We start from the raw sequence: 11,403 nt of genomic DNA, 5'->3' as shown, positions 1-11,403 counted from the left end.
TTTCGGGCCTCGTGCAGGATGGTTACTGTGCTCCGAGTTATCCACAGATTGGGTTTTCGGGCCTTGTGGGGGTTGACGTGTGCTTCTAGCGTGTGGGGCATGACGACGACAGCCATGGACACTTTGAAAGCAGCGCACTCCATCTTCGCGGACGGGATCCAGTATTTGGGCCTGTGCCGCGAGTTGAGCCTGCCTGCCCTGAAGGCTGTCATGTCCGACGTTGCCGCCGCCGCGCACTACCGCGCGTGCCAGACTTTCTTCGGGCACACGACGTATACGCGCAAGCAGGACGCCGCCCGCCGGGGTGCCGCAGAATCCGGACACCACCTGGATACCCTGCTGGTGTTAGACAACGCCTTCCGCCGGGTGCGCAACCAGGGCGAGGCCTGGGCCATGCTCATCGAACTGTGCAACACGCCTGGCACCACCAAACAACTACGACGCCTAGCCAACAAGAAGGTCCTGGAGCTTAACCGCCCGGCACCGCCGGCCGAAGGCGTGCGCGTGACCCGACGCAAAGACGGACCGAGTACTTTTTCTGTTACCGGTGATCCGGAGTTGGTGGAAAACCTTTGGGCCTCGATTAAGACCATCTCCGACGTCGAGGCCCTTTTCAGCGGCGGCTTGAACAAGCAGCCGAAGGCCACGCACGTGGTCATCTCCCTGCCCGACTGGGTTCGTATCCTGTCCGGTGACGGGGATGAGATCACCCTGCAGCTGACCAACGGGACCACCATGACGGGTGCCGAATACGTCCGCCAATGCCTGTGGGACGCGGGCCTGGCCACCCTGGTGGATCCTAGGCGCGGGCCGGTCAACCAATACCGCTACCAGCGCCATGCTTCACCCAAGCAGAAGGACATGGCCAAGGCCGAGACCACCACCTGTGCCTGGCCAAACTGCCGCAAGCCGGCCGATGAGTGCCAGGTCCACCACATCCACCCCTGGGTAGACGGCGGCGAGACCAACCAGGAGAACCTCACCTTGTTGTGCGAGTTCCATAATTCCTGGAACGACGACGACCCCACCTACCCCAGACACGGCAGGGTCAACCGAAGACACGGCAAGGTGACATGGGACCCGCCCTGGGGCGGCGGCACCTAACGGCTGACGGCGGACGACTGAGACGGGGGGCAGCCGCAAACCCAAGGAACACACCCAGCCAAAACACGCGAAAGGCACCACGGACCACGTCCGTAGCGCCTACTCGGCGTGCCCAATCGCGAGTTATCCACAGAAATGTGCCTCCGCGCGGGCGCAGAGGTGACAAACCGCACACGAACACTCAAGTTGTCCACAGGCGGCGGGTGGGGTCCCTTCCGCGGGGGAGGGTAGCCCGCGAGGCTAGGAACCATGAACTTTTCACCACAGTATTTCCGCTCGCCCGCACCCGACCACAGCAACGCTTTAATCAACCTCTCCAAGACCCGCAGCGACCACCCTTACGTCTGGCACCGCCTCGAAACCGGGGCGCTGCTGCGCGTCGCGGGCCGCTTCGCCGTCTCCGCGCGCTATTTCCACTCCCTCGACCACCAGGAGCAGGGCCGCCTGCGCGCCATCGCCGCGGGCCGGAGCTCCTACAGCGCCGTGGCGATTTCTGCGGCGGCGGCGCATATGCATCGTTTGCCGGTGGCCGGACCGGCGGCCAACGCGCCGACTGAGATGTCACTGACCAAACACAATCTCCCACCCCACGACCGGCAAATCCCCGGCATCATGTTCCGCAAGACGCGGATGAACCAGTACGACATCATCGACGGCATCCGCTGCGTTAACGCCGCCCGCGCCGTCGTCGACGTGGCGCGCTTCCACGGCTTCCTCTCCGGACTCATCGCCGGCGATGCCGCCCGCGCCCTCGGCGTCACCCCCACCGACTTCCGCCGCGAGATCCAATTCTTGGGCAAGGCCCGCAACATCCAGGTCGCCCGCCGCGTGGCGGAGCTGTCGAACCCGTCGGTGCGCCACGTGGGCGAGTCCTACGCCCGCGCGCTCATCCTCGCCTCCGGGCTCCTGCGGCCCCACCTCAACGACATGAAGCTATGCACGTTCGCCAGCACGGGGGCGCTCATCGGCATCCTGCTAAACAATTGGCTCGCCATCGAGGTCGAGGACCCGGCGTGCGGGACCAGTCGGCTGCACGCCTCGGCACTGCAGCAGCGCGACGATGCCCTCCGCCACGCCGCCTACCGCCCGCTCAGGCTGCGCTTCGAAGACCTCACCGAGCACCCGCGCCGGACGGAGGCCCTGCTGCTGAGCCACCTGAAGTCGCCAGGTAATTTCCGCGCGCACGCTGCCTAAACGCACCAATTTTCAACAACCGGGAACTTTTCGGGAATCGATAACGACTTCTTAAAAGAGTTTCCGGCTGCAGACGCGATACTCCTTGTCCTTAACCGTTTCTTCCTTCCACAAGGGATACTCGCGTGAACTTTATCAACACGGGCCTCGGGCCCTGACCAAACGCCTGCACTTCGACGCCGGGCTTTTCATCGCACCGTTCATCCTGGTCGCGGCCATCAGCGGGGCGGCTATGCCGCCGCCCCGCAGATCGAGAACGTCGTCTACCGCGATCTGCTGCACGTCAGCGCCAGCGATGCCCCACCCCAGCCGCTCAGCGACCAAGTCCGCGCCGCCCAGGCGGCCTACCCGGACTTCCCCGTCGAACAGGTCTGGCCGGCCGATGCCGCCACGGACACCACCCGCGTGCTAGTCGCCGACCCGGCGCTGGGCGAGTCCCGGCTGCTGGCCGTCTTCGTCAGCCCCTACGACTCCCACGTGCTGGGCGCGCAGCCGTCCTATTCGGGCGTGGGCGAGCTGCCCGTGCGCTACTGGTTCTCCCAGCTGCACAAGTCGCTCCACCTGGGCGATGTCGGCGCCCTGTACTCGGAGCTGGCGGTGTCCTGGATGTGGTTCGTCACCCTCGGCGGCCTGGCCATCTGGCTGTGCTACCGCCGCCCGCGCACCACGTGGTCCGGCCGCCGCGGCCTGCTGCGCCTGCACGGCACCCTAGGCACCTGGCTGCTGGTGGTCCTGCTCGGTCTGTCCGCGACCGGCATCACCTGGTCGAATGTCGCCGGGGCCAACGTGGCAACGACGATTAGCGCCCTGCGCGGTAGCGCCGACCCGGTCGATACCGCGCTGCCTAACCCGCCCGTCGTCGCCGGCCAGTGGTTCGACGCGGAGGTAGCCGACCAGGCCGACGGGGTCTGGCGCACCGCCCGCGATGCCGGGCTGACCGGCCCCTTGCGCCTCTTCCCCGGCGAGGACACCGCCCACGGCTGGCAGGCCGCCGAGCGCTGGGTGCCCTGGCGCCTGGCCTCCGATGCCGTCGCCGTCGATCCGACCACCCAGACCGTCACCGCCTCCCTGCCGTTTAGCGACCTGCCGCTGTTTTCGAAGCTGACCTCGTGGGGCACCTACCTGCACATGGGCATCATGTTCGGCCTGCCGCTGCAGATCCTGCTGCTGGCCTCGGCGGTCGCCATCGCGGTGATGATCGGCGCGGGCTACGCGATGTGGTTCAAGCGCCGCCCGACGCGGATTCCGGGCCGCCACCCGCAGCTGAGCTGGGGCGAGTGGGCCATCGTCGGGCTTTTTGTGGCGACGGCGGGCACCTTCCTGCCGCTGTTCGGCGCGACCCTGGTGCTGTTTATCGCCGTCGACCAGTGGAAAATGAAACGCCGCTGGAGAGGGAATCCAACGGCGTCGGCCCTTCCCTCAGACCAGAAGGAAGGAAGTCTAGTTAAGCCCTAAGCGGTAGCGTTGCTCGCCTTTTGGGCGGCGCGCTTGGCCGCCACCTTGGCCACGACGGCCTGGACGCGGGCGCGCTCTTCCAAAAACGGCGGCGGGTTGTGCCCGCGCATGGCGCGGACGTAGCCGGGGTGGGCATCGGCAACGCAGTGCTGCCAGGCCTGCAAGGCCACGCCGACGGTTTGTCCCACGCGCTTGTACAGGTGCGGCAGGGAGACCATGTCGAGGTTGCGCGCCACGGCATCGGTCTGCGCGAGGACGTAGTCGACCTGTTCGCGCAGGTTCTCGGCCGTCGCCCGGGTGCGGGCGTTAAGCGCGGTGGCCAGCTGGTGGACGTCGACCGGCGGGCCCGCCACGGCGTAGTCAGCCTCCAGGCGCGCGGCCGTCAGCCCGGCCGGCGGGGCCACGTCGAACTCCCCCGACGCCGCCGCGGAGATGGTCCCGGAGCGCACCCCGGAGACCAGCGCCTGGCGCAGGCCGATGAGCTCGCCCACGCACCGGCCGGCGTCCACGCGGGCGTCGGCGATAATGTCGTCGAGCTCGGCCACGCAGTCCACGACCAGCTCGACGTCCCAGTCCTCCAGCGCCTCGATGAGGTGCTCGATGTACTCGGCCACCTCGTCGCCGATGTTGTAGATCTCCTGCGTCAATTCGCGGTGGCGCAATTCAGCAGCCAGTTTGTGCATATCGTCCTTTCCGCGAACAAACCCAATCCTGAAGTAAAGGTTGAGACTTACCGTTGACGCTTGCTGACTTTAGGCGAGAACCTGGCAACTTTCTGGGCGACACTCCGAGAAGATTTTTATCTCTAGCGCTTGTAGATGTGCTCGATCGCGGACGCGTAGCGCTGAGCGACGACGTTGCGCTTGACCTTCATGGTCGGCGTGAGCTCGTTTTCCTCCTCCGTCAGGTCGGATTCCAGGATATAGAACTTCTTGATGCCCTCCGCGTGGGAGACGGTCGCGTTGACCTGGTTGATGGCGTCCTGGATTTCGGCGCGCAGGGTCGGGTCGGTGGCCACGTCCTGGGCGCTGCGGTTGGCCGGGATGTTGTATTCGCGCTTCCAGCGCTCCAGCGCCTCCGGCTCCAGGGTCAGCAGCAGGCCGACGAAGGGCTTGCCGTCGCCGACGACCATCGCCTGTGAAATCAGCGGGTGGGAGCGCAGCATGTCCTCCATCGGCCCCGGCGAGACGTTCTTGCCGCCGGCGGTGACGATGAGATCCTTCTTGCGGCCGGTGATCATGATGTGGCCGGAATCCAGGATTTCGCCTAGGTCGCCGGTGTTGTACCAGCCGTCCTCGAGCGCGGCCTCGGAGGCTTCCGGGTTGTTCCAGTAGCCGGCGAAGACGATGTCGCCCTTGATGCAGATTTCGCCCTCTTCGTTGGTACGGATGGTCACGCCCTCCAGCGGGCGGCCGACGGTGCCGATGTTCTGGTCCTCAAAGTCCACGGCGGCGGCCGCGGCAACCTCGGTCAACCCGTAACCCTCGTAGACCGGCAGGCCGATGCCGCGGAACCAGTGCAGCAGGTCGTGGCTCATGGCCGAGCCGCCAGTAATCGCGTAGCGCACCTGCCCGCCCACGCCCTCGCGGATCTTGGAGTAGACCAGCTTGTCGAAGAGCTTGTGCTGGGCGCGCAGCAGGCGGTTGGGCCCTTCCGGGGTGTCCTGGGCGCGCGAGTAGTCCTGGGCGACCTTCTCAGCCTGGCTGAACAGGGCGGCCTTGACGCCGGAGCCGTCGGCGGCCTTGGCGGCGGCGGAGTTGTAGACCTTCTCGAACACACGCGGCACGCCCAGTATGAGGTTCGGGCGGGAGCGGGCGAATTCGATAGACAGGGTGGAGAAGTCGGACCAGTGGTTCTGGGTGGCGCCGCCGATGGCCACGGCCAGCGAGACCGCGCGCGAGAGCACGTGCGCCAGCGGCAGGAAGGTCAGCACGCGGGTGCCCGGCACGGCGATGTGCCCGATGGGGTTGGTCAGCAGGCCGCGGACCTCGGCCAGCCAGTTGCGGTGGGTGAGCATGCAGCCCTTCGGCCGGCCGGTCGTGCCGGAGGTGTAGACCAGCGAGGCCAGGTCGTCGGTGCGCGTGGCGGCGATCCGCTCCTCGATGGCCGAGTCCTCGATCCCGCGGCCCTCGAACTTGAGCGTGTCAATGGCGGCGGAGTTAATCTCCAGCACGCGGCGCAGCTGGGACGGGGAGTCCTTGAGCATCGGCTGCCCGTCGTCCTGGAGGACCAGGTGACGCACCAGCTCGGAGTGCTCGCGGGTTTCGGTAATGGCCAGCACGGCGCCGGAGTCTTCGATGATCCACTGGACCTGGGACATCGACGAAGACGGGTAGACCGGCACGGAGCTAGCGCCTACCGCCCAGATGGCGTAGTCCAGCAGCGACCACTCGTAGCGGGTGGCCGAAATCAGCGCGATGCGGTCGCCCTTCTCCACGCCGCAGGCCATCAGCCCCTTGGCAACCTCGAAGACCTCGGCGATGAATTCCTTGGCGGTGACGTTAACCCATTCGTAGTTGGCCGGGCGGGTGAACATGACCCCGTGCGGGCGGGCCTTGGCGGTGGCGATAAGGGCGGTCAGGCAGGTCTCGCCCTCTTCGATCTCGAATTCTGCAGGGGTATGTACTTCCGGTAGGGTCACAATTTTCCTTTCAGGCCTGCTTTAAGAACATGACCATTTCCTCATAAACCGTGGTCCACTCTACCAATTGTCGCCTCCCAGTCAGCCAGCAACACCGCAGTTTTCATGGCACAATGAGCACCGTGACTTCCCGCCACCTCCTCGACGAGCTCGCCGCCCACCACGGGGTCGCGACGGGCTACACCGCCCAGTCCGGCGAGCGCATTGCTATCGATTCCCCCACCATCATCGGCACCCTCCGCGCCCTCGGCGTCGGAATCCCCGCCGAGCCCAGCGACGACGATCTCACCCTGCAGCTCTACTGGGACTACCAGGACTCCGCCTCCCGCCCGCTGCCGGCCTGCGTGGTCGCCACCGCCGGCCACGAGGAGCCCTTCGTGGTCCACGTCCCCGCCGGCGCGCCGGCCGAGGTCACCGTCCACTTGGAAGATGGCGGCACCGCGCCGACCTACCAGGATCCCAACGACTCCCCCGACGTCGAGGTCGACGGCAAGGCCTGGGGCGAGGCCAGCTTCCACGTGCCCGGCGACTTGCCGCTGGGCTACCACGAGCTGCACCTTTCCAGCGCCGATCTGGAGGCCAGCTGCCCGCTCATCGTCACGCCCTCCCACGTGGATACCGCGGACGAGCTACTCACGGACCCGGGCACCGGCGTCATGGCGCAGCTGTACTCGGTGCGCACGGCCGCCAGTTGGGGCATCGGCGACTTCCACGACCTGGGCGCTTTGGCCGAGCTCGTGGCCGAGCACGCGGGCGCGGATTTCCTGCTGGTCAACCCGCTGCACGCGGCCGAGCCCTTCCCGCCGGTGGAGGATTCGCCCTACCTGCCAACGACCCGCCGCTTCATCAACCCGCTCTACCTGCGCGTCGAGGACGTGCCGGAGCTGAAGCTTCTCGATGCCGACACCCGCGCCGACGTCGCCGAACTCGCCGCCGAATTCCAGCTGGCCAACACCACCGGCGAGTTCATCGATCGCGACGCCATCTTCGACGCCAAGCTGCAGGTGCTGCGCGAGCTGTTCTTCCTGGAGCACACCGAGGACCGCCGCGCGCAGTTCCGCGAGTTCACCCGCACCGAGGGCGCGGGCCTGGCGGAGTTTGCCCGCTGGTGCGCCGAGGCGGAGTTGGCGGCGCAGGCGGGCAGGCGGCATCGGCAGCAGGCGGGGCTGGACCAGCTGACCGAGTACTACAGCTGGCTGCAGTTTCTGTGCGCCGAGCAGCTGGCCGCGGCCCAGGACCGGGCGCGGGCGGCCGGCATGCGGGTGGGCATCATCATGGACCTGGCCGTGGGCATCCACCCGGGTGGGGCGGACGCGGTCAACCTGGCCGAGTACCTCGCGCCGCTGGCGTCGGTGGGCGCGCCGCCGGACGCGTACAACCAGCTGGGCCAGTACTGGTCGCAGCCGCCGTGGCACCCGGTGCGCCTGGCCGAGGCTGGCTACGGGCCGTGGCGGGACCTGCTGCGCACGGCCATGCGCCGCTCCGGCGGCCTGCGCGTCGACCACATCCTGGGGCTGTTCCGCCTCTACTGGATCCAGCGCGGCCTGCCGCCGACGGCCGGGACCTACGTGCGCTACGACTCGCGCGCCATGGTGGGCATCCTGGCGCTCGAGGCCCAGCGCACGGGCACCGTGGTCATCGGCGAGGACCTGGGCACGGTGGAAGAATCGGTGCGCGACGAGCTGGCCCGCTACGGGATTTTGGGCACCAACGTGGTCTGGTTTGAAAAGGCCGGGGACACGGAAAACGCCCGGCCCTCGGCGGATTACCGGCGCCTGGCGCTGGTAGCCGTGGGCACGCACGACATGCCGCCAACGCTGTCCTACCTGCGCGGCGGGCACATCACCCTGCGCGAGGAGCTAGGCGTGCTCACCCGCCCGGCCGAGGTGGAAGACGCCGACGACCGCGCCTGGCAGCAGGCCGTCTTTAACCAGCTGGCCGCCGAGGGCTTCCTCGACCCGGCGGTTAGCCCGCGCCCGGACGACGAGCTGGCCGTTATCGAGGCCCTGCACCGCTTCGCCGCGGCCACCCCGGCCGCGCTGACGGTGACGAACCTGGTGGACATGGTCGGCGACACCCGCGCCCAAAACCAGCCGGGCACCACGCACGAGGTCTACCCCAACTGGTGCGTGCCGCTGTGCGATAGCCAGCAGCGCCCCGTGCTGCTGGAAGAGATCCCCCGCCAGCCGCTCTTTGCCCGCCTGGCGGCGGCCGCTAGACGAACAGCCCGATAAGCGCGGCGACGATGACCAAGGCGATGAGCAGGCGCAGGGTCGGGGTGACCTGCGAGCGCGGCAGGGCGCGCTTGCGCTTCGGCTGCGCCGCCCCGCTCGCTTCGGCCGCCTCGCCTGTTTCGGGCACCTGGGACCCGGACAAGCCCTCGCGCGGCTGGTAATCCGGGCGCGACTGATCCGCCGACGGGTTTACCTGCGGGTCCACCGGCGAATACGGGCGGTGGGAACGCCCGACCTCTTCCGGGGCGTCCGCGGAGTGCTTGTCATCCATAACGTCTCATCCTAGTGCTGTCCGGGCCGGCGGTGGAATCGGCGGGCGCACCAGTCGATGACCAGCATGAGCACCCACGCCGCCACGACGAGCGCCGGGACGACCGTCAGCAGCATGATCACTACCTGCAGCCACATGGGGGCCGAGGCCACGGCCTGGGAGGTGGCATCGGCAAGCTGCGTAAGAAGGTCCATGGCCTATGATCTTATAGCATGGCGCCAGAATCCCTCGAGCTTCCCGCAGCTGCCCCGGCAGATCCCTTCGATGCCGCCCCGCAGGTCGGCGCGCTGACCATCACCCGGCCTACAAGCACGCGCCCGGGCGCGGACCTGCCCGTGGTGGTCTTCATCCACGGCGGCGGCTTTGATTCCGGCTCCCACCGCGAGACCATCGGCGACGCGCCGGCCCGCGCCGGCCTGATCCTGGTCCAGCTCAGCTACCGGCTGGGTCTGGCCGGCTTCGCCCGCTTTGAACGCGACGAACCGCGCTCCTACCGCGGCATCAACGACTGCCTGGCGGGCCTGGAATGGGTGCAAAAGAACATCGAGGCCTACGGCGGGGATCCGACCAACGTGACCCTGGTAGGCCAGTCTGCCGGGGCGGCGATCGCGCTGTGGCTGTGCCGGCGCGATCACTTTCGCGGCGGCTTCCGCCGGGCCGTAGCGCTCTCCCCGGCCTTCCCGCGCGCCCCGTTTTCCCGCCGCAAGGCCAGCCTACGCACCGCGCTGAGCGCCCCGGTGACCCGCCGCAGCCTGTCCAAGCTCGCGCAAAGCGGCCGCCTGGAGCGCGGCTACCGGCGCTTCCGCGCCCGCCACGCCCTGGACATCGCGCTCGGGCCGTGGCCGCTGGAGCCGGCGGAGCTCGCCGCGGTCCCCCTGGTTATTAGCAGCACCCGCGAGGAGATGTGGGACCAGCCCGGCGCGCGCCGCCTCGACCGGTTCCATATCCCGCCGCGCCCGCTGGCCGCGGCGCTGAGCCTGCCGCGCTTTGCCACCTGGCGCGCGGGGACCCACTCGGTCACAAACCGCGCCGTGGTCGGCGATGCCGCCATCCGCCGCTGGGTCGCCGCCGTGGCCCACCAGCACCCGCACCCGGAGCTGGTCCGCCACATCGAGTTCGTCCGCTCCGACGGGGCGCCGGCGCGCCACTGCGACGACCTGCCGGCCCTCTTCGACCCCGCCGACGGGGTCTTCGCCGACTGGCTGGCCCGCTTCGCGCGCACCGGCGACGCCGGCTTCCCGGCCGGCACGGCCCGGCGCTTCGATCTCGCCACCGGCGCCCACGCGGAACACCCGGGCCCTCTGGACTACCTGTGGGCCTGCTACCGCCCGGACACGCCCAACAGGTAGTCGCGCAGGGCCGGCTCGGCCAGCTCCTCGACCATCCAGGAGCTAAAGGCAAACGGAGTGGCGCAGGCGGCATCGATGAGCGCGCAGGCAGTAACCCACTGGTAGGAGTCCACCTCGTCCGGGTTGGGCGCCAGCTCGGCGGCCGGGTCCAGCTCCAGGACGAAGACGGGGCAGATCTCGTTTTCGACCACACCGGAGGAATCCACCGCGCGGTAGGAGAAATCGGGCAGCACGCACTCCGGCCGGGCGACATCCCGCAGGCCCAGCTCGAAGGCGGCGCGGCGCAGGACGGCATCGGCTGTGTCTTCGCCGGGGCCGGGGTGCCCGCAAAACGCGTTGGTCCACACGCCCGGCCAGGTCTTCTTCCCCAGGGCGCGGCGGGTGACGAGGACTTCGTCGCCGCGGTGGACCCAGGCGGAAAACGCGAAGTGCAGCGGCGTGTTGTCCGTGTGGACCGTGGCCTTGTCGGCGGTTCCGGCCGGCTGGCCGGCGGCGTCGGCGAGGACGACTAGTTCCGGGGCGGGCGTCTTGGGCGTCATAGGTTCAGGTTCCCCACCCAGGTGACGTTGCCGAGGTTTAGGCGGGCATCGGTCAGCGCGGTCGGGGACGCGTCGACGCGGTACTGGACGTTGGTGGTCGCCTTCTCCCCCAGCGGGTAATCGAGCCCGGGCGGGTTGACGTCGGAGTTGACCTCCGGGTCGTAGTCCAGCAGGTCGACCTCCTCGTAGCTGCTGCCGGAGCGGTATTCGAGCTTGGGCTCGCCGATGGCATCGGCCGGCAGGGGCACGTCGTTGAGGTTTTTCAGCGCCACGGTGACCACGGAGCCCTGGACGCTGTCGGCGTAAACGCCCTGCAGGGTCCACTCGACGTTGAGGCCCTCGTCCTTGACGGTCTGGGTGAGGTCGTCCTTGACTTCCTTGTCGGGCACGTCCTCCGGCTCGAAATCGGGCATCTCGGAGGAGGTGACCGTGATTTCTTCGTCGGGGCTCAGTCCAGCTTCTCCGGGCTCGAGCACGCTGCAGGCCGCAAGCCCGAGCGCGCACACCGGCACCAGCCCGAGGGCCCGCCACTGCGAGTTATTCACCGTGGATTATCTCCCGTCCGTGTAGTACTTGCTCGCCGTAAGCTTAACCGACGCAGCCGGCATTTATAGCA

Annotated in this window: 11 protein-coding genes; 5 read left to right on the top strand and 6 right to left on the bottom strand. The window is 68.2% G+C overall.

All coding sequences use genetic code 11. From position 1 onward, the window contains the following. The first annotated feature begins 99 nt into the window (after window positions 1–99). The 3 genes from ACEE23_RS01655 to ACEE23_RS01645 all read left to right on the top strand — a co-directional run bounded on the left by ACEE23_RS01655 (window position 100) and on the right by ACEE23_RS01645 (window position 3,753). Entirely contained in the window at window positions 100–1,104 is a 1,005-nt protein-coding gene (locus tag ACEE23_RS01655; RefSeq protein ID WP_448872667.1) for an HNH endonuclease signature motif containing protein, read from the top strand. 249 nt (window positions 1,105–1,353) lie between these two features. Then, entirely contained in the window at window positions 1,354–2,298 is a 945-nt protein-coding gene (locus tag ACEE23_RS01650) for a hypothetical protein (RefSeq protein ID WP_368520288.1), read from the top strand. A 249-nt stretch (window positions 2,299–2,547) separates the two neighbouring features. Next, window positions 2,548–3,753 carry a PepSY-associated TM helix domain-containing protein gene (locus ACEE23_RS01645; RefSeq protein WP_448872677.1) on the top strand — a complete coding sequence of 402 codons (1,206 nt, stop codon included), beginning with the start codon at window positions 2,548–2,550 and terminating at the stop codon, window positions 3,751–3,753. Here ACEE23_RS01645 and ACEE23_RS01640 read toward each other — a convergent pair. Next, the gene (locus ACEE23_RS01640) at window positions 3,750–4,436 is read right to left on the bottom strand and encodes a hypothetical protein (protein WP_368520289.1); all 687 of its coding nucleotides are present in this window, start codon (window positions 4,434–4,436) and stop codon (window positions 3,750–3,752) included. The genes ACEE23_RS01645 and ACEE23_RS01640 overlap by 4 nt on opposite strands. Before the next feature lie 122 nt (window positions 4,437–4,558). Next, a complete protein-coding gene (locus tag ACEE23_RS01635) occupies window positions 4,559–6,394 on the bottom strand; it encodes an AMP-dependent synthetase/ligase (RefSeq protein ID WP_448872665.1) in 1,836 nt (611 codons plus the stop codon). 122 nt (window positions 6,395–6,516) lie between these two features. Here ACEE23_RS01635 and malQ point away from each other — a divergent pair, with 122 nt between their 5' ends. Beyond that, window positions 6,517–8,628 carry a 4-alpha-glucanotransferase gene (gene malQ / locus ACEE23_RS01630; RefSeq protein ID WP_448872675.1) on the top strand — a complete coding sequence of 704 codons (2,112 nt, stop codon included), beginning with the start codon at window positions 6,517–6,519 and terminating at the stop codon, window positions 8,626–8,628. Here the strand turns inward: malQ and ACEE23_RS01625 are convergent. Further along, the gene (locus tag ACEE23_RS01625; RefSeq protein ID WP_368520292.1) at window positions 8,609–8,899 is read right to left on the bottom strand and encodes a hypothetical protein; all 291 of its coding nucleotides are present in this window, start codon (window positions 8,897–8,899) and stop codon (window positions 8,609–8,611) included. The two genes, malQ and ACEE23_RS01625, sit on opposite strands and share 20 nt — an antisense overlap. An 11-nt stretch (window positions 8,900–8,910) precedes the next feature. Continuing rightward, on the bottom strand, window positions 8,911–9,093 hold the full coding sequence (locus ACEE23_RS01620) for a hypothetical protein (RefSeq protein ID WP_368520293.1): 183 nt from the start codon (window positions 9,091–9,093) through the stop codon (window positions 8,911–8,913). Between the two features lie 18 nt (window positions 9,094–9,111). Between ACEE23_RS01620 and ACEE23_RS01615 the strand changes: the two genes are divergently transcribed. Next, entirely contained in the window at window positions 9,112–10,248 is a 1,137-nt protein-coding gene (locus tag ACEE23_RS01615) for a carboxylesterase family protein (RefSeq protein WP_368520294.1), read from the top strand. On the opposite strand, the gene idi is transcribed toward ACEE23_RS01615, so the two are convergent. Both idi and ACEE23_RS01605 read right to left on the bottom strand, forming a co-directional pair. After that, window positions 10,221–10,787 (bottom strand): isopentenyl-diphosphate Delta-isomerase, encoded by a 567-nt coding sequence (gene idi / locus ACEE23_RS01610; RefSeq protein ID WP_368520295.1) that lies wholly within the window; start codon window positions 10,785–10,787, stop codon window positions 10,221–10,223. The genes ACEE23_RS01615 and idi overlap by 28 nt on opposite strands. Then, the gene (locus ACEE23_RS01605; protein WP_368520296.1) at window positions 10,784–11,332 is read right to left on the bottom strand and encodes a hypothetical protein; all 549 of its coding nucleotides are present in this window, start codon (window positions 11,330–11,332) and stop codon (window positions 10,784–10,786) included. Before ACEE23_RS01605 ends, idi begins: the two co-directional genes overlap by 4 nt. Between the last annotated feature and the right edge of the window lie 71 nt (window positions 11,333–11,403).

The sequence above is a fragment of the Corynebacterium sp. 32222D000AT genome (genome assembly GCF_053546955.1).
The sequence above is the reverse complement of the archived record's forward strand: the minus strand, read 5'-3'. Positions and strand labels throughout refer to the sequence as shown.